Origin of the sequence: Anaerolinea thermolimosa, assembly GCF_001050195.2 — a bacterium.
GTDB lineage: Bacteria > Chloroflexota > Anaerolineae > Anaerolineales > Anaerolineaceae > Anaerolinea > Anaerolinea thermolimosa.
This window is the reverse complement of sequence record NZ_DF967967.1, coordinates 26,551-44,241: the sequence shown is the minus strand read 5'-3', so window position 1 is coordinate 44,241 and position 17,691 is coordinate 26,551. Positions and strand designations below refer to the sequence as shown.

Annotated in this window: 15 protein-coding genes and 1 tRNA gene; 8 read left to right on the top strand and 8 right to left on the bottom strand. The window is 57.1% G+C overall.

From position 1 onward, the window contains the following. The first annotated feature begins 109 nt into the window (after positions 1–109). A complete protein-coding gene (locus ATHL_RS17525; protein ID WP_062196401.1) occupies positions 110–3,343 on the top strand; it encodes a tetratricopeptide repeat protein in 3,234 nt (1,077 codons plus the stop codon). Between the two features lie 52 nt (positions 3,344–3,395). Here ATHL_RS17525 and ATHL_RS17520 read toward each other — a convergent pair whose 3' ends face one another. Then, the gene (locus ATHL_RS17520) at positions 3,396–3,809 is read right to left on the bottom strand and encodes a pyridoxamine 5'-phosphate oxidase family protein (RefSeq protein ID WP_062196399.1); all 414 of its coding nucleotides are present in this window, start codon (positions 3,807–3,809) and stop codon (positions 3,396–3,398) included. A gap of 164 nt (positions 3,810–3,973) precedes the next feature. Next, the gene (locus tag ATHL_RS17515) at positions 3,974–5,179 is read right to left on the bottom strand and encodes a D-alanine--D-alanine ligase family protein (RefSeq protein WP_062196397.1); all 1,206 of its coding nucleotides are present in this window, start codon (positions 5,177–5,179) and stop codon (positions 3,974–3,976) included. Positions 5,180–5,400: 221 nt separating this feature from the next. Here ATHL_RS17515 and ATHL_RS19035 point away from each other — a divergent pair. Both ATHL_RS19035 and ATHL_RS17510 read left to right on the top strand, forming a co-directional pair. Beyond that, a tRNA-Sec gene (locus tag ATHL_RS19035) sits at positions 5,401–5,494 on the top strand. Positions 5,495–5,633: 139 nt separating this feature from the next. Continuing rightward, a complete protein-coding gene (locus tag ATHL_RS17510) occupies positions 5,634–6,830 on the top strand; it encodes a site-2 protease family protein (RefSeq protein WP_162787797.1) in 1,197 nt (398 codons plus the stop codon). Here ATHL_RS17510 and ATHL_RS17505 read toward each other — a convergent pair. Continuing rightward, a complete protein-coding gene (locus tag ATHL_RS17505; RefSeq protein ID WP_062196394.1) occupies positions 6,820–7,533 on the bottom strand; it encodes a histidine phosphatase family protein in 714 nt (237 codons plus the stop codon). The genes ATHL_RS17510 and ATHL_RS17505 overlap by 11 nt on opposite strands. Next, entirely contained in the window at positions 7,496–8,887 is a 1,392-nt protein-coding gene (locus ATHL_RS17500) for an AAA family ATPase (RefSeq protein ID WP_062196392.1), read from the bottom strand. The genes ATHL_RS17505 and ATHL_RS17500 overlap by 38 nt, the downstream gene beginning before the upstream one ends. Before the next feature lie 96 nt (positions 8,888–8,983). Between ATHL_RS17500 and ATHL_RS17495 the strand changes: the two genes are divergently transcribed. Further along, complete coding sequence (locus ATHL_RS17495) at positions 8,984–10,288, top strand: hypothetical protein (RefSeq protein WP_062196390.1); 1,305 nt, start codon at positions 8,984–8,986, stop codon at positions 10,286–10,288. Between the two features lie 105 nt (positions 10,289–10,393). On the opposite strand, the gene ATHL_RS17490 is transcribed toward ATHL_RS17495, so the two are convergent. After that, complete coding sequence (locus ATHL_RS17490) at positions 10,394–12,007, bottom strand: HD-GYP domain-containing protein (protein ID WP_062196388.1); 1,614 nt, start codon at positions 12,005–12,007, stop codon at positions 10,394–10,396. A gap of 248 nt (positions 12,008–12,255) precedes the next feature. Here ATHL_RS17490 and ATHL_RS17485 point away from each other — a divergent pair, with 248 nt between their 5' ends. Further along, a complete protein-coding gene (locus tag ATHL_RS17485) occupies positions 12,256–13,491 on the top strand; it encodes a CpaE/TadZ family protein (protein WP_062196386.1) in 1,236 nt (411 codons plus the stop codon). 15 nt (positions 13,492–13,506) lie between these two features. Here the strand turns inward: ATHL_RS17485 and ATHL_RS17480 are convergent, their stop codons facing one another. From ATHL_RS17480 to ATHL_RS17470, 3 genes are all read right to left on the bottom strand, one after another. Next, the gene (locus ATHL_RS17480; RefSeq protein ID WP_062196384.1) at positions 13,507–14,958 is read right to left on the bottom strand and encodes a hypothetical protein; all 1,452 of its coding nucleotides are present in this window, start codon (positions 14,956–14,958) and stop codon (positions 13,507–13,509) included. A gap of 470 nt (positions 14,959–15,428) precedes the next feature. Next, positions 15,429–15,713, bottom strand: coding sequence for an FmdB family zinc ribbon protein (locus ATHL_RS17475; RefSeq protein WP_062196382.1), 285 nt, complete (start codon positions 15,711–15,713; stop codon positions 15,429–15,431). Between the two features lie 316 nt (positions 15,714–16,029). Next, positions 16,030–16,446 (bottom strand): CBS domain-containing protein, encoded by a 417-nt coding sequence (locus ATHL_RS17470; protein ID WP_062196381.1) that lies wholly within the window; start codon positions 16,444–16,446, stop codon positions 16,030–16,032. Positions 16,447–16,624: 178 nt separating this feature from the next. Here ATHL_RS17470 and ATHL_RS17465 point away from each other — a divergent pair, with 178 nt between their 5' ends. The 3 genes from ATHL_RS17465 to ATHL_RS17455 are packed head-to-tail and all read left to right on the top strand — an operon-like array spanning position 16,625 to position 17,622. After that, positions 16,625–16,834, top strand: a complete 210-nt coding sequence (locus ATHL_RS17465; protein WP_084001712.1) for an FmdB family zinc ribbon protein — start codon at positions 16,625–16,627, stop codon at positions 16,832–16,834. A gap of 47 nt (positions 16,835–16,881) precedes the next feature. Next, the gene (locus ATHL_RS17460) at positions 16,882–17,166 is read left to right on the top strand and encodes a metal-sensitive transcriptional regulator (RefSeq protein ID WP_084001710.1); all 285 of its coding nucleotides are present in this window, start codon (positions 16,882–16,884) and stop codon (positions 17,164–17,166) included. Between the two features lie 48 nt (positions 17,167–17,214). After that, complete coding sequence (locus ATHL_RS17455; RefSeq protein ID WP_062196377.1) at positions 17,215–17,622, top strand: OsmC family protein; 408 nt, start codon at positions 17,215–17,217, stop codon at positions 17,620–17,622. The last annotated feature ends 69 nt before the right edge of the window (positions 17,623–17,691 follow it).

Sequence of the window (17,691 nt, the reverse complement as noted above, 5' to 3'; positions counted from 1 at the left end):
AGTGTGTTCTCGAAATCACTATAATAAAAGTATTGCCCGTGGTATAGATAAATCCTTGCACCTCATTGACAGGCCTCCCACACCCTCGCTCTGGAAGCAGCCCATTTGAATGAATAGCAGGCTACCCATCCTCACCACGAAAATCCTCATTCCCCGCAGGCGCGAGGATATTTTGCCGCGCCCGCGGCTGATTCAACTGTTAACCGACTGGATGGATGCCCGCCTGATCATCGTCGCCGCTCCTGCCGGATACGGCAAGACCTCCCTTCTGGTTGACTTTGCCACCACCGGGAAACTCCCCATCTGCTGGCTATCGCTCGATGCCTATGACCAGGACCTTCAACGCTTCTGTGCCCACCTCATTGCTTCGGTTCAGCGCCGCTTTGAATCCTTTGGGCACACCAGCATGGCGGCCATCCAGAATCTGGATCAGCAACAAATCAGCCTCGAATCCCTGGCCTCGCTCATCGCCAACGATCTCTACGAAACCACCCGCGAACATTTTGCCATCGTCCTCGACGACTACCATCTCATTGAAGACAGCCGCCCGGTGACGGGACTGCTCAACCAGCTCATCCAGAGCGTTGATGAGAACTGTCACTTCATCATCGCCTCGCGCACCCTGCTCAACCTGCCCGACATGCCTCTGCTGGTGGCGCGCTCTCAGGTAGCCGGACTTTCTTTTGAGGAACTTGCCTTTCAACCGGATGAAATCCGCGAGCTATGGCTGCGCAACTTTCACCTGCACCTTTCAGAGAACGAAGTGGCCCGCCTGGCCACTGAAACCGAAGGATGGATCACCGGCCTGCTTCTCAGTCGGCAGGCAAGAAGCGGCCAAACGGGTGAAAAGAAAGGCAGTGCCCGGGTGCCAGGTGTGGGGCTGTACGAATACCTTGCCCGCCAGGTGCTGGAGCGCCAGCCCCTGCCCATGCAGCAGTTCCTCCTGCGCACCTCCCTCCTGGAGGAATTTGATGCTGACCTCTGTCAGAAGGTCATCGGGCCGCTTACAGGCGGTGATAATCACTGGCACGAGCTGATTACAGCCGCCCTGCACGCCAACCTCTTCATTCAACCCATCGGTGAAGACCCGGTTTTCCTGCGTTATCACCACCTGTTCCGCGATTTCCTGCAAGACCGCATGAAGCAACTTTACCCGCTTGAGGCGGAACAGATCCAGCTCAACCTCGCCAGAACCTGGGCCGAACGCGGTGAGTGGGAACGCAGTTACCAGGTATATCGACAGCTCGGGCGCATCGAGGAAATGGCGCGTTTGATCGAACAGGCCGGCGCAGACCTCATTGCCCGCGGGCAGATTACCACCCTGGCCGAATGGATCGAGTCCCTCCCCCAGGGTGTTCAAGTCCGCCCCACCCTGCTCTCCCTGAAGGGGGCAATAGCCGCCATCAACGGGCGCAGCGAAGAGGGGGTTTCACTGCTCACCGAGGCCAGCCAGGCATTTGAACAAACCGGCGACCTCTTCAACCTCGCGCGCACACTCACCCGCAAAGCCACGGCACATAAACTGGCGGGCCAGTACAGACAATCGCTGGATGACATGCGCCGGGCTTATGAAATTGCCCGACAGCTCCCGGAAGCCACTGCCGTAGCCGCCGATGCCCTGGCAGGCATTGGCAGTGCCCACTTTCACCTCGGCAACCTGGCCGAGTCTCAGGCCTGGCTGGTACGCTCCATTGAGGCTTTCGAACAAATCGGAGATGAAGAAAGTGTGGCCAAAACCTCCATGCAGCTGGGCGTGGTGGCGCGCGCCCTGGGAGATTTTCCCGGAGCAGAACGCGCTTATCGGAAGGCGCTTCAATATTACGAAGCCCGTGGCAATCTCATCTGGCAGGGGAATGTGCTCAACAACCTTGGCGTCTTACAGCACTGGCGCGGGGCCTTCGAAGATGCCGCATCTTCTTTTGAAAAAGCCGTCCAGTATGCGCGCATCGGGGGGTTCATCCGCCTGGAAGCCTACGCTCTGGTCAGCCTGGGCGATCTCTACCGCGACCTGAGTGCCTTTGAAGAAGCCCAGGATGCCTACCGTCAGGCACGTGCCATCGCGTTGCGGGTCAATGATCGCTTCCTCACTTTCTACCTCGACCTGATGGAAGCCTCCCTCTCGCGTCAGATGAACCACACCGAACACGCCCAGCGGCTGATCGAAAGTTCCTGGCAGGCCGCCAGTCAGAGCGGTTCGGCTTACCAGGTAAATCTGTGCCGTCTGGAGCGGGGCAAGATGGCCGCCAGCCGGGGCGATTACACTGCCGCAACCACCGACCTGACGGAAGCTCTGACCTACTTTGAGCGGGAAGGACGACGCGCCGAAAGCATGGTGGCACACCTTTACCTTGCGGTGGCGCATGCTTCTCTGAAACACCGCGACGCGGCGTTCTCCCACATTCAAAAGGCTTCCATCGCCGCGCTGGATGAAAACGCCCGCACCCCGGTGCTTGTGGCCGGGCGAGAAGTGCGCGACCATCTGGCGGCTTTACGCACTGACAGCCTCTTCGAACGTCCGGTTGGCAGCCTGCTGGCACTCATCGATGCCTTTGACCAGCGCATTCCCGCCCTGCGCCGTCAGTTACGGCGGCAATCGCAAATGGTTGCCTCCGGCCCTCCCAGGCTCATCATCCACACCCTGGGGCGCGTGCAGATCAAAGTCAACGGGCACACCCTCACCCTCACCGATTGGACAACCCAGAGCACGCGCGATCTCTTCCTCCTCCTTGTGTTCCATCCCGAAGGCCTGACCAAAGAAGAAATTGGGGCCATCCTCTGGCCCGATGCATCTCCCGACGAGCTAAAAATTCGTTTCAAAAATTACATTTACCGCGTGCGCCGGGCGGTGGGCAAAGAAGCCATCCTCTTCGAGGATGAAATCTACCGCTTTAACCGCAGTCTGGATTATGAAGAGGACAGTGAAATCTTTCAGCGCGAACTTGACCTGGCCGCCCGTTCCGGAGACGCAGAACAGAAAATCCATCATTACCGCGCCGCGTTGAAGGTCTACCGGGGGGTTTTTCTCCCCGACCTGAAAGAGAGCTGGGCACTGCCTGAACGCCAGCGGTTACACCAGCGGTATCTGGATGCCCTGCTCAGGCTGGGCATGCTGGAGCTGGAACGGCATCAATTCGATGCCGCCCTGAATTGTGTGGAGCGCATGCTCGCAGAAGATGCCTGCCTTGAAGATGCTTACCGCCTGGGAATGCTCATCCACGCCGGTCGGGGAAACCGCGCCGGGGTGATTCGGCTCTACGAAACCTGCACCAGGATGCTTCAGGAGGAATACGGCACACCTCCCAGCCCCCAGACCCAGCAACTCTACCAGAGCCTCATCCGTTGATCGAGACCACAGGCCAATCCCTTCTCCCCGCTCCAGCTCCAATCGTAAGATTTCACTTCCAGGTCTTGATCAACGAAGGTTTCAAATGAATCAGCAGGTTCTCCGGGTCTTCAATCCACGATTGCGGCTCAGCTTCCAGCACCCCCTGCGGGCCGAGATAACGCGCATAAACCCAGGTGGTCTTCTCGCGCAGGAGTTCGGGTGGGGTGGTCACCAGCCTGGCCTCACCTTCCATGAGCACGGCACGCAGTCCGGAAGTGGGGCCATCCACATCAATGACAATGGAACACCGCGGATTCCTCATCAATTCTTTGACCTTGCGGGTACTGCGAAACGCACTGATCCATAACCCCTGCCCATCCCAGCCGTACCAGACAGGCACCACATGCGGCTGGAGGGTATCAGGGTCAGCCGTGGCCAGCCGCGCCAGAAGCGGGCGGGCTAAAAACTCATCGATTTCGCTCATGCACACCTCCCCATCACCGATTCTATCTCAATTAGCTTCAGAAAGTGGTTATCGCGCGGCCCAAACCCTGCCCCTTCCTCACAACAGGGCTCGGGCCATCCTTCCTCATAAAAAAATGCCCGACCCGGAAACTTCCCGGATCGGGCCGGATATCTCAAAACAACCTACACTTTTGCCGAAACCTGCACCCCTACCGGATGCACTTCTGACGCACGCAGGGTGGCCCTCAATACCCGCTGTGGCTGAACCAGCAAACCGAAACGCGACGCTCCCAGATAGAGAATTTCCAGGATGAGATCGCGGTACGAGATGCCCTCAGCCTGTGCGATAACACACAGATCACTGAAGCCGGGCGTCAGCCCGGGCAGGGTGTTGATCTCCAGCAGGCGAGGATGCCCCTCGCCATCCAGGCGAATATCCACCCGCGACACATCCAGCGCGCCAATGGCCTGATGCGCGCGGATCGCCAGCCCACTCAGTGTCTCGGCCAGCGTAGCGTCGATCGGCGCCGGGCACAGAAAGCCGGGCACCCCAGCTTCTCCGGGATGAAGCGTCTTGGCCAGGTGGCCATAAACGCCCGGCGTGATGGTATTGGAGTTGTCCACTTCTAAAATCGGGAACCGGTGAAACCCATCCGCCCGGTAAAGGGTGGGGTTGTACGCCCATTGTGGGGCATCTGTCCGGCCAAGCACCCCCACCGTAAACTCGCGCCCGGGGAGATAGGCTTCGACCAGCGCAGGCTGTTTATAGGACTGGATGATCCAGTTCACCCGCCGACGCAACTGCACCTCATTCTCCACAATGGAGTGCTCATCCATACCCATGCCGGTGCCCTCCCGCGCCGGTTTGACAAAAAGCGGAAAGTGCAAATCAGGATCGAGCGGTTCACTGCCGGTGATAAACTCCTGGAAAGGCGCGGTGGGCAGGCCCTGGTCGCGCCAGATACGCTTGGTTAAGGTCTTATCCAACCCGATGGCATTGGCCAGCACGCGCGAAGCCGTATACGGGATGCGCAGCATCTCCAGCAGTGCCGGCACCTGGGCCTCTCGCGAGTCACCCATAATCCCTTCGGCAATGTTGAAGCAGATATCCGGGTGATATTCGCGCAGGGTATCGAGCAGGGTATGATCGGCTGATAAAAATCGGGTGGAATGTCCGTCAGATTCGATGGCGTCCTGAATGGACTGAACCGTTTCTCTTCGATCAAATTCCGCTCCGGCATCCGGCGGGGCATCGAATGGCAGTGCTGTCTCCCCCTTCACGTTCGCAATCACAGCCACCCGCCAGGGTCGGGCCGGTCGCGGACGAAGACTGGGAGGCTTCTCGGCTTCTTGCTCCTGTTCTTGTTCAAACAACTTTTGCAGGTCCATCGTTTTATTTCCTCTTTACGGCAAAAAATATCTGGTCACCGGCTTCAGTGACCAGAAGGCTATTATATCATGGATCAATGAGCTGTGCATTTTGGATCGAAGGCAGTTTTTTTAATCAGGGGGTAATCCGGGTTTGGCGTTTCTCTGCCACCAGTGCCCGGAAACCGGTCGTTCCAACGTCAACGGTTGACGTATTCGCACCCATCAGGTATGCTTAATCCGGGGATGGATGAGCCCCGGTGGGCTTCGCGGTCTTCAAAACCGTTGGCGGGTCGCGTTGCGGGCCGCGGTGGGTTCGACTCCCATCCATTCCCGCTCGCTCCAGCACCTTCATGGCCTGATACGCTCTCCGGGTTCCTCACCGGCCCTGTTTCCCGGTCGACCGGTGCCCTTCATTCACCCGCCAGAGCGTTATAATGGTTTACATCATGATCATCCGAGGAAGGATCATTCCATGAATATCGGTTATGATGAACTTTCCATTGATATGCTCGTCGGACGGGTTCTCCGCATCGAAGATAAAACCATCGGCGGAGAGAAGGATCCTTTCCTGCAGCGTTACCGCGGGCGCCTCTACAACGAAGATACTGCCGCAGCTTATGATCAATTGAGCGATCTGCTCAAGCCCTACCACCTCATGCCACTGTTCCGCTGGGACGGCGACCGCCATGCCGTGCTCATCGTCCCCCAGCGAGAACGCCCCCAGACCGGGAATCCGCGCGTCAATGTATTTCTTTTCATCGCCACCTTGATCAGTGTGTTAATCTCAGGGGCTCTCTTCGCACCTGCCGGCCTGCCTGAAAACGCCCAGCCCACCCTGCCCCGGCTTCTGCTGGCTGCTGTGCCTTTCACGGTGAGCTTCCTGGCCATCATGACGGCCCACGAATTCGGGCACTTTCTGGTGGGGCGCTATCACGGGGTGCGGGTCAGCCTGCCCTACTTCATCCCCATGCCTTTTGTCAGCCTTTTTGGAACTTTTGGCGCGTTCATCAATATGAAGGAACAGCCCAAGAACCGCCGTGTGCTCCTGGATATCGGCCTGGCCGGGCCGCTGGCCGGGCTGGTGGTGACCATCCTGGTGCTGACGATCGGCCTTTCGCTCTCCACCCTCAGCCGCCTGCCGGCATCGCCAGGCGCGACCCCTCAAATCACCATGGAAGGGAACTCCCTGCTTTACCTCTTCCTGAAGTATCTGCGTTTTGGCCAGTGGCTCCCGGCCCCCGCCGATTACGGCAACACCCCTGTATTACTTTACTGGCTGAGATATTTCTTTACCGGGCAGCCCTTCCCCTTCGGCGGGATTGATGTCACCATCCATCCGGTGGCCTGGGCAGGTTGGGGTGGCATGTTGATCACTTCGCTTAACCTCATCCCCGCAGGGCAGCTGGATGGCGGGCACGTGCTTTATGTGTTGCTCGGACGCAAACGCGCCGCACGGCTTCTGCCGGTGGTGCTGGTATTGCTGGTTGCTCTGGGGTTTTTCTGGTCGGGCTGGTGGTTGTGGGCTGTGCTGATCTTCCTCTTCGGGCGTGCCTACGCCGAACCCCTGGACGAGATCACCCCCCTGGACACACCCCGGAAGCTCCTGGCCATTGTGGCACTGATCGTATTCCTGCTGGTGTTCATCCCCGTCCCACTCATCATGGTGTAGCGCTCTTGCCCGGTGGGCTTTCCTTCCCATTGGAGGGAGAGCCCTGCCGGGGTTGCCTGCCCGCCTTTCCTGCTGAGGCGGGCTTTTTCTTTTCTTCGAGCCACACAAACCCCACCACCTGGTTAAATCGCGGAACCCCCACCCGGCCATCTTTGCCGAGATGCACCACGGTTATCGAGGCTGTATCAGCCCCAAGACGCTGGAAAGAATCCAGCGGCATGTTAAGGAAATAGGCCGTCACCAGGCGAATGACATCTGCATGAGTGAAACAGGCCACCAGCTCATCGGGGTGACGTTCCGCAATGCGCTGAAGCGCCTCGACAGCGCGCGCCTGAGCCTCGGCAAAAGTCTCTCCCTGGGGGAAGCGAAAGGTCGCAGGCTGGTTTTGCACTGCTTTCCAGGCTTTGAGGCGGCGCAGCTGGCGAAGGAACCGCCCCTGCCACTGCCCCGCATCGATCTCATTCAGCCCGGGCTCGATGAGCACTTCAAGCCCCATCATCTCTGCCAGCGGTGCGGCGGTTTCGCGGGCACGCTCCAGCGGACTGCTGTAAATGGCCCGTACAGGCGCCCCGGCAAGTGCCTGCGCAAGCGCCAGGGCCTGTTGCTGGCCGCGCTCGTTCAGGTGCACGTCGGGCAGGCGGCCAGCCAGGCGCTTCCCGACAAAATCATTCTCTCCGTGACGAATCAGAATCAGGGTGGTCATGTTCTTCCTGGTCTCCGCGGGGTCGTAGCCCTTCTAACTGTAATTTTCGCCAGGCCGCCAGACGTTCAGCGATCTTCGCCTCGTATCCCTGATCCGACGGCTCATAGAAGATCGTGCCCAGCAGGCCATCGGGCAGGTATTGCTGGGGGATAAAATGACCGGGGAATTGGTGCGGGTACTGATATCCCTTTCCGTGCCCCAGTCCTTTCGCATCGCGGTTAGCATCCATAAGATGGGTCGGAACCGCTCCGGCCCCCTCTTTCTCGACCAGCTCCAGTGCTTTAAAATATGCGCCGGTCGAATTGCTCTTGGGGGCAGTGGCCAGGTAAAGCGTGGCCTCTACGATGGGGTACACACCTTCAGGCAGCCCGACAAATTCGAAGGCCTGTGCCGCCGCAGCGGCCACAACCAGCGCCTGCGGATCCGCGAGACCAATGTCCTCTCCGGCCAAAATGATCAACCTGCGCAGGATAAAGCGCGGATCTTCTCCGGCAGCCAGCATCTTGGCCAGCCAGTAGAGCGCGGCATCGGGGTCTGAGCCGCGAACCGACTTGATGAACGCCGAGATGGTATCATAATGCGCGTCACCGTCTTTATCATACAGGATGGCGCGCTTCTGAATCGACTCCTGCGCCACCTCCAGGGTGATGTGCTGAACACCGTGCTCATCTGGCAGGGTACTTTCCACGGCCAGTTCGAGCGCATTGAGCAGGTTTCGGGCATCGCCGCCGCTCACGTCCAGTAAATGCTGGCACGCCTCAGGGGTGATCTCAATCGCCCGACCTCCGTAGCCGCGCTCCGGGTCGCTCAGGGCACGGTCGAGCAGGGTGGCAAGGTGTTCCTCTTTGAGAGGTTGCAGTTGGAAAATCCGCGAACGTGAAACCAGCGCTCTGATCACTTCAAAGTAAGGGTTCTCGGTGGTCGCCCCCACCAGGGTGATCATGCCGCTTTCCACATGCGGAAGCAGAGCATCCTGTTGCGCTTTGTTCCAGCGGTGTACCTCATCTACGAAAAGGATCGTCCGTTGATGATACAATCGGCGGCGTTCCTCGGCCTCGGTAATGACACGGCGCAGTTCAGCCACTCCGGCCAGCACTGCCGAAATACTTTCAAAATACGCCCGGGTATGCTGGGCAATCAGGCGGGCAATGGTGGTTTTCCCCGTCCCCGGCGGCCCCCAGAGAATGATGGAAGAAAAAAGGCGGTCTGTTTCAATCGCCCGACGCAACAGCCGCCCCGGCCCAAGGATATGCTCCTGCCCGACCACCTCATCCAGCGTACGCGGCCGCATCCGGGCCGCCAGCGGGGCCTCTTTTTCCATCCGTTCCTGCATGGCATGGTCGAACAGATCCATAAATTGTATTGTACCTTCAATTCTTCCAGAGGATTCATACTTCTGTTTTTGATGTAGAATAAAATCATTACCATACTTTTTGTTGCGGGGGAGATCTTGGGCGCTCTAAAACGCTTCGCCGCCTTCAGTGCGATTGTCGTACTCCTCGGAGCCGGGATTGCCTGGCAATCGCGCCAGCCATCCGCTGTTCAGGCAGAACTGCCCGCACCCGGGCTGGCCACACCACGCGAACACCGCACACCCCTTCCTGCAACGCCAGTGATCATGGGGGCTCTTCAGGCAGCTGAAGTTCCTGTTGCCCCGCTGGCCGCCCCGGCCAGCCATGCCCCTGACGCCAACGCTGTGCAGCCCGCCCTGGCTGAGAGCCCGTTGCAGGTTTTCCAACCGGCCAGCGCTCCCATCGATCCGGCCAATGAGTATATTTACCGTTTTGCCCGCAGTTTCCGCCCCCTTCAGGATGGCGGGGGATGTGCAGCCATCTGGGAAATGGTGCCCGATTACACCCGCCTGCCCAACTATCTCACCACTCCCGACCGCCCGGAACAAATTTATTCCAAAGTCTCGCTCTACTTCCTGGCGGCCATGTTGATTCGCAACAAAGCTGTAGACGCTTCAGAATGCGATAACGGGGGAATCTCCGCCAACAACATGTGGGTGGCCAACAACTGTGGTCTGGCAAAAGCCTATCCGGCGGTCATCGAGTGGCAAAACCGCTTCAACCAGGTCATCCTTAATATCGCCAGAGAGACCGGTGTTCCGGCCCAGTTGATGAAGAATATCTTCAGCCGCGAAAGCCAGTTCTGGCCGGGCATCTTCACCACCCTGGAAGAAGCCGGGTTCGGACAGCTCACGGTGAGCGGCGCCGACGTGCTCCTGATGTGGAACCCCAATTTTTACAACCAATTCTGTCCACAGGTGCTCATCCCCGAAGCCTGCCGCAAAGGATACACCAACCTGACCGTTCAGGAACAGCAAATGCTCACCGGCGCACTGGTGCGCATGGTAAACGCCACCTGCCCCACCTGCCCCGAGGGCGTGGATCCCTTCCTGGCAGAGTTCAGTGTGCGCGTCTTTGCCGAAAACCTGGTGGCCAATTGCAGCCAGGTGGCTCAGATCATCCTGAATGAGACCAAACGCCCGCCCAACCGCATCAGCACCTATGAAGACCTGTGGCTCTTTACCCTGGTGAATTATCATGCCGGTTCGGGGTGCCTGGCGGGAGCCATTCGCGCCGCGCAAACCCAGGGCTACGACCTCACCTGGGCACTCGTCGCCGCCAACCTGCCCGATTACTGCGCCAGCGCCAAGGGGTATGTTGAAGAGATCATTTATATGCCCGAAATAGCTCCTAACCCCACCCCGCCGCCCGAACAACCCACGGCAACCCCTACCCCCCGGTAGTAAAATTCCGGGGAACCTCCGGGCAGAATAACACACGGCAGAGAGCATCTGCCGTGTTGTGCTTATTATATAGAATATCGCCTGCTCCGAGGCTGGCTTCTCTCCTTATTCGTTTTCGGGCTCGGCCTGTTTCTTCTCTTTGGCCACCACATCCGCCAGCACTTCAACCGCCTCAGGGCTGAACTGCGTCTCGGCCGCCTTTCGGAGTTCATCGATGGCCTCTTCCTTGCTCTTCGCCGGACGGTTGGGCAAATCCACCGTCATCACCGAGAAGGCCTCAGCCACGGCAATGTAACTGGCCGGGATAGGAATCTGTCGCCCGGTCAGGTGATCAGGATAACCGCGCCCATCCCAGCGCTCCTGATGGTGGTAGATCCATGGAATGATACGCGACAGCGCATCAACCGGTTTGAGGATTTGCGCCCCGTAATACGGGTGCATCTGAATGGTCTGCCACTCATCCTCCGTAAGAGGATCGGTCTTGTTCAGGATATGTTCCGGGATCGAAACCTTCCCGACATCGTGGAGCAGAGCCGCGATCATCAAGTAATCGATGTCCGTCTTATTCCAGCCTGCATTCCGCGCCATTTTAACCACCAGACGGCTGACCACATCGGAATGTCCGCGCATATAACGGTCGCGCGAATCGATGGCCGAGATCAGCGAACGCGCCATGGCGCTCATCTGGAGCAGCGCCGTCTCGTCTCCCTCCGAAACCGTCGCCAGGGCACGGGTCAATCCGGGCCGGCGGCGCTCCAGGTAGGCCAGTTCGGTCTCGATGGTGGACTCATAAGTGGCCACAAAACTTTCAAGCACTTCCAGAGCACGCTCCAGCTCCTGCCGCTGGCCGGTGATCCACAATTCCGGCACCTGTTCATGCAGTTTGATCGTCATCCGGGCGATCTCCTGCTGCGAGATGACCGTCTTCCCAAAGGAAACCAGCATATCGTGCTTGGTGACCAGCCGCGTGAAGCGCTCTTCCACTTCTCGCACCCGCATCGAAAGATTCGGCGCATCGCGAATCATCGATTCCAGGTTGTATATGTTAAGCACCACCTCATCAGGGTGAAGCTCCCCCACTTCGTTTTTCCGTAAAATCTGGTTGAGATGATCAATCCAGTACTTCTGGGCCTCTTCCAGCTGAAGCACCTGCGACCCAAAGGTCACTCGCCCCTCGCGGTCAAGCTGTTCGATGTAGCCCAGCGCCAGGTCTAACGAGCGCCTCGCTGCCGCAATTCGCGACTGAAGATCAGCCCTGCGTTGTTCTTCCTGCCGCTGGCGCTCACGCTCAAGCTGCCGTTCATTGTATTCCTTGAGTTCTGCCGGCGCCCTGGCGATCATCTCCTGCAAAGCCTGCTGATCCGTCAGGAGTTTCTCCCAGGCATCGTTCAGAGAGCGCAATTCTTTCAGCCCGCGCAAGAACAGAGGCCGCCGCTCCATCTCTGTGATCAGGCGCTGTTTCTCAGTTTGAATATGGTCATATAAATCCCAGACACGCTGATCGGTATCGGGAGCCTTGTAATCCAACTCCGAAATGACCAGGCGGTATTCACTCAGGCTATCTTCAAGCGCCCGAATCTTCTCTTCCACCTGCTCCGGGAAAGAGGACACACGCGCCCTCAACCCCCGCCACTCTCGAAATTCGGAGGTGAAACGCCTGAAACCTCGTTCCGCTTTCGTCTGGCTGACCTCGGCTGGCTGTCTTTCTTCTTCGCTCACGTCGGATCTCTCCGTCCAGTGTAACTGCTTACTCCCCATTCATGCCCCCGTCCATGAAATCGATCCACAAGGCTCACCTGGCGAAACCTAACTATTCTGGGTTGATTATAACTCTATTTTTATTCCGAGTTTCATCACAGATCAGTTGCGCTTCTGCCCCTTTGAGTTGTAAAAGGGTTTGCCTTTTCAATCGATGTTGAATACAATACTTTTCATCAGCATATTTCTGCTGTGACCTGGAGGGAGTCATGAGTCCGCAAAAAGTTACCCGTGTTCTGGTCGTAGAAAACAACGCCCAGGCAGCCAAGAATTTTCGCAAGCTGCTTTCGCTGATCGAAAACATCGAAGTGCTCGATTTTATCTCCACCGCCCAGGAGGCGCTTGAACTGGTCGGCCAGATGAAGCCCGACATTATGCTGGTGGAGGAGCACCTGCCCGACATCGATGGCATCAGCTTTACCGAAATCATTCGGCGTGACTACCCCACCACGCAGGTCATCATCATCTCTCAGGATAAAAACTACGAAACCGTCCTGCGGGCTTTGCGTACTGGTGCCTCCGATTTTCTGGCTCATGATGTCTCGGTGGGCGAATTCCGGGAGGCCGTTCTTCGCGCCGCCGAACAGGCCGCCATCGAACGCACGAAGTATCACCCTTACTTCGCTCCCGAAACAATCAAACCTGATGATACCGCGGGTACCTCCAGAGCTCATGCAATCAGCGTGTACAGCCCGCGCGGGGGAAGTGGCGTGACCACCATCGCCAACAACCTGGCGCTCGCCTTTCGCGACAACGAAAGTCAGATTGCCCTCATCGACACCGACCTCCAGTTCGGCGACGTGGACATCCTTTTCAACGAGGTGGGGCAGGTGTCGCTCATGGATCTGGTTCCCATCGCTTACGAGCTTGATCCCAAAGTGGTCAAAGAAGTGATGATGTTGCATCGCTCTTCGGGCATCTTTCTGCTTGCGCCCCCCAAACGTCCGGTCATCCAGGAGGCCATCAGCGGCGAACAAATCGCCCGCGTGCTGGATTACATTCGTAATTTCTTTGACTACATGGTACTCAACACCACCAGTTTACTCACCGAATCGAGCCTGGCCGCACTGGACACGGCGGACCTGGTGGTGCTGGTCATCACACAGGAAATTGTCGCCATCAAATCCATGCGCGCTTTCCTTGAACTCTGGGACGGCCTGGGCATGAAGCGCGACCGACTGGTGCTGGTGCTTAATAAATATCGTAAATCTGGCGCACTCACCGCCCGTAAGATCAGCGAAACCCTCAACCATCCCGTAGAACTCACCATTCCGGAAGACTATGAAGCGGCACTGCGGGCGGCAAACCTGGGCAATCCACTTCTGATGAGCAACCCCAATGCCGATATCTCTCAGGCCATTGTTGAGTTGAGCGAGCGCATCAAACAGAAAGTAACCTCTCTGGGGAGCGAAGAACGCTTCCGTTTATTTGTCAAGAATGTGTAGCTTACAGACCTCACCTCAATCCCCGCGATAAACAAAGCTGTCTACCGCACACACCGGGGATGGGTCGGTAAAATCGAGGCAAACCTGGTATTCCACCACACTCATGGGCGGCAATCCCTCCAGCGGAGGGAGGGTTACTTCTGAACGGCCCTCTTCGTTGGTAGGCGGGAAGGGACGGCCCTCCTGGCCGGGCAAATGAAGGCTGATCGTTCCGGTGGCCAGAGCAATGCCTTGCCCATCCTGCCACGAAATCACCTGAATCTGGATAACCTGCATTGCACCCCGGGCAAGCTGGGGATGAGCTTCGGAGAGTTGAAGGGTCAGCGTTTCAGCATCGAAACGTCGGCGGGCAATTTGCGCGGGTTCCGTGGCCATGGCATACTCCCAGCCCAGATCGACCAGACGCACCCGCCGGTCAGACGGAGCCGAAGGATCGTACTCAAGACAGTAATTTTCAAAACACTGTCGGTACCGCCCCCCTTCCACAGGATAAAATTCGGTCAACGGATGCCCGGCGTTCTCCCGCCCGCCATGGGCGGCAATGAACGCGTCAAAGAAAACCGGCACGTTGTGCCCCAGTCCATTTTCCACCCCATAAAATACCAGCTGTTCGTGCGAGATTTCCGTAGTAAGGGGTTGTGCCTGTACCCCCAGCCAGAGAGCCAGCGGTCGCAAATGCGGATGAGCCAGATCATCCGGCGCGGCATAAAGCAAAGCACGATCGTAGAGCTGTTCGATCATTCCATCATCAGCCCGGCGTGCCTGACCGAGCGGGCGCCCAAAGCCATTCCAGCCCAGGCGATAGAGGGCGAGTTCAAAGGGCTGGGTTATCTCCCCCTGGCGCACAATCGACCAGTACTCTTTTAAATTTCGCGAGCACCCCGCCCCGCAGAGATATTCCCCGTAAGGCAAAAGATGTACCTGCCCTTTCGGATCGTCGAAACGGCGGTAGAACCCCACGTTCTCAAAAAATTGTTCAAACCGGCGTGTCTCGTGGTTTACCCGAACGCGGGTGAGTGGCCGCCCAGCATACAGAGCCCCATACAGGCGGTCGTAAAGGGGTATGAATTCATGATACAGTGAGTATCCACCCCCCAGGTCTCGATCTCCGGGGTCAAGCGGTACCGGAATGCCCGGGTCATCTTTCACTCCCATCCGATACCCCAGCCCTTCCAGGGCATAGCGTCGGCTGTTTTCCAGTTCGTTCTGATAAAAACACATCAGAGCTGCTTCAACGTACTGGCACTTTTTACCCTCCAGCTCCACCACCCCGCTGAGCGGCAAACCAAGCACTTCCTGACCGCCAAGGGCCTGGTAAAACTCCTTGAAGAGCGGGTCAACCGAGAGTGCACTGACCGGGATCTGGGGCTCAGTCGGGCCAAAGGCCCCCACCGGCCCACAGGCCACCAGCCAGAGGAGAAGGATTATCTGAAGGTAATATCGACCCTTCCTATTGACCCAATTCATTCGTCTCCCCCTGCCAGGGTTCGGATAGAAACCGCACCGCAATGAAATCTACCCAATCTTCGGATATGCCGCCCCATATTTTCTCAGCGGCCGTATCCCTTGCCGAATCACTCACCCATCCTCAAATCTGAAACATGGTTTCCTGATAAAGAAAGCTATCCCCATTGTATTCGTTAACCTTTCCGTCAGGATAAAAATACCATAAAAAATCCAGCCTGCCCTCTGATGTAGAGCGGTGAATTCATTCACCCCCACCTGTCAATCGTTCATCTTTTTGTAGAGAGTAAATCACAGGAGCCGCCCCGCAGAAATTCAGACACCCTCACCCTGAAACCTCTATTTTCATTATAGAGACTGCCTTTAGTTATGCGCATTACAGAACGATTGCAGATTTTTAAGCGTTATTCACTCCAAAAGAAAGAACCCGGCAGGAGCCGGGCACCAGAAGATCATCTTCGCATCCGATGAGTTTATTCCGATTTCTCAGCAGAGGAGGAAGCGGTTTTCGTTTCTGACGAGCCTTTATTTTCAGATTTTCCCTCGTTGTGGTTGCCCACTTTCCCGCCGCCAGATGGGGAGCGGTGATCGGTGGCATAAAACCCCGACCCCTTAAAAACAATCCCAACCGGCTGGTAAACCTTCCGTAGAGATTTTTTCCCGCATTCCGGGCAACGGGTCAGCGGGGGGTCGCTGAACTTCTGGTTCTGTTCAAACCGCACACCACAACTCTCGCACCGGTAGGTATAGATTGGCATAACCACCTCGAACTCTCAAGAACTACCGTGCCTCCATATTCCGGCACAGTCCCTTCATTATACGACCCTTTCGGGCCATCTGACAAGAGACTTCTGAGACACGACACTCGCAACTATACCCCCTTTTTGTATGAAATGAATAAGAAAATCAGCCCTTAATGTTAACGTTTCTTTTTTTGTGCACCTCACCAACCAGCCCCAGACCTGCTTCCGGTGTAAAAAACTTTCCGGGCCATGGGCAAATCATAATCAATCTCGGGCGCAGTATCGAAAGCTCGACCGCGCCCGAGATCAAAAGCCTGCTTCTGAACCTTGATTAGCTGAGCGAGCGATCGCCTTTGCGCCCCATCGCTTCAGCCACCACCAGGAAATCCGTCGCCGAAATCATCCCGATCACTATGCCATGGTCATCCACCACTGGCAGGTGGTGAATACGGTGCTCGTTCATCAACCGTGCGCATTCAAAAATCGACATATCCAGTGGAACGGTGATGAGCGGACTGGTCATAATTTCGCGCACCTTGACCTCTTCAGGGTTGCGTTCTTTGGCAACGATCTTATCGCTGATATCTGTGGAGGTGAGGATTCCGTAATCCGGGTTCGTTTCCGATTTATTGACGATGACACTGTTGATGTACCGACGGCGCATCGTGGCCAGTGCCTCTGTCACCGGCGTATCCGGGTCAACAAAGACCACCAGATCGATCATCCAGTCGCGCACTCTGAATTGCATAGGCACCCTCCTTGGGCAGTGAATCGATGGAAAAACCCTCCAACCTTATTGGATGATCACAGTATAGCAAAAAGGAGAGGCTCAATGCAAGCCGGGCAGGCACCGTTTGTCTTCCCTTGACAGATCCATCGCCTATGCTATACTCCAGTATAGTATATCTTTCTGGAGGTGAATCGTTATGCCCCTTTACGAGTACCATTGCCAGGAATGCGGCGCCGATTTCGAAAAGATGGTGCGCTTCTCAGAGGCCAACACCAACCCACCCTGCCCCCATTGCAACAGCCTTCAAACCAGCAAACGCCTCTCCACCTTCGCTTCTCCGGCTTCAGGCGCGCCCGGCATTCCTTCCTCCGGCGGCAGTTGTTCCACTGGCGGACGATTCAGCTGAGCAGGTTAACCCTTTTTCCGGCCGTGCGCCGGATTGACCCTACTTCTATGAAACTTACAGACCCAAGAACCCAAACCCGTCTGGTTCAGCGCCTGCGCCGCATCGGCGGCCAGGTTCACGGCGTGGAAGCCATGATCACCTCGGGGCGTGAATGCCGTGAAATTATTCAACAGCTGAGCGCCATTCAATCGGCGCTTCACAGCTTCAGCCGGGTTCTGCTGGAAGATTACGCGCTTTCCTGTCTCCTGCCCGAAGAAGGCCAGCCTCTCAACCGGCAGGAGCAGGAACGCAACCTTCGTGAACTGATCGAGCTACTCAACCGGGCCCCCTGAGGGCGTTACCCTCAGGGAGTATCCCAACCCCGCCATCAGGAGGACTTTGTGGGCACAGCTACCGTACGCTGGATTGGTGGACAAACCTACGTCGGCATTGACTCCACCCAACACTTAGTAACCATTTCCACCCCTGCGGAAGGAGTGGGGGTTAAACCCTCCGACTTACTGCTCCTGGCCATGGGCGCCTGCCCTTCCGTGGATGTGGTGGAAATTTTACGCAAGAAGAAAATTACGCTCAGCCTGCTGGAAGTGACGGTGACCAGCGAGCAAGACGCCGACCCGCCCTGGACTTTTCGGAAGTTCCACCTTCACTTTCGCCTGAAGGGTGAAGGCCTCACCCCTAAGGCAGCCGAACAGGCTCTGCATCTGGCGGAAGAGAAATATTGCTCGGTTTCGTCCACGGTGAAACCTACCGCCCAGGTGAGCCTCAGTTACGAAATCATCGAATCCTGAATTTCTCATCCGCACGTGTCACTTCAATTCAAAAACGGGGTTAAAATAGGGCGAATTCCCTTTCCCGGA

Bases quoted from the DNA above. Each gene is read 5' to 3' on its own strand.
- ATHL_RS17475 (WP_062196382.1), bottom strand. From the start codon at position 15,713: ATGCCAATCTATACCTACCGGTGCGAGAGTTGTGGTGTGCGGTTTGAA.
- ATHL_RS17500 (WP_062196392.1), bottom strand. From the start codon at position 8,887: ATGGATCTGTTCGACCATGCCATGCAGGAACGGATGGAAAAAGAGGCC.
- ATHL_RS17505 (WP_062196394.1), bottom strand. From the start codon at position 7,533: ATGACCACCCTGATTCTGATTCGTCACGGAGAGAATGATTTTGTCGGG.
- ATHL_RS17460 (WP_084001710.1), top strand. From the start codon at position 16,882: ATGAAACTTACAGACCCAAGAACCCAAACCCGTCTGGTTCAGCGCCTG.
- ATHL_RS17480 (WP_062196384.1), bottom strand. From the start codon at position 14,958: ATGAATTGGGTCAATAGGAAGGGTCGATATTACCTTCAGATAATCCTT.
- ATHL_RS17520 (WP_062196399.1), bottom strand. From the start codon at position 3,809: ATGAGCGAAATCGATGAGTTTTTAGCCCGCCCGCTTCTGGCGCGGCTG.
- ATHL_RS17470 (WP_062196381.1), bottom strand. From the start codon at position 16,446: ATGCAATTCAGAGTGCGCGACTGGATGATCGATCTGGTGGTCTTTGTT.
- ATHL_RS17465 (WP_084001712.1), top strand. From the start codon at position 16,625: ATGCCCCTTTACGAGTACCATTGCCAGGAATGCGGCGCCGATTTCGAA.
- ATHL_RS17525 (WP_062196401.1), top strand. From the start codon at position 110: ATGAATAGCAGGCTACCCATCCTCACCACGAAAATCCTCATTCCCCGC.
- ATHL_RS17485 (WP_062196386.1), top strand. From the start codon at position 12,256: ATGAGTCCGCAAAAAGTTACCCGTGTTCTGGTCGTAGAAAACAACGCC.
- ATHL_RS17515 (WP_062196397.1), bottom strand. From the start codon at position 5,179: ATGGACCTGCAAAAGTTGTTTGAACAAGAACAGGAGCAAGAAGCCGAG.
- ATHL_RS17510 (WP_162787797.1), top strand. From the start codon at position 5,634: ATGAATATCGGTTATGATGAACTTTCCATTGATATGCTCGTCGGACGG.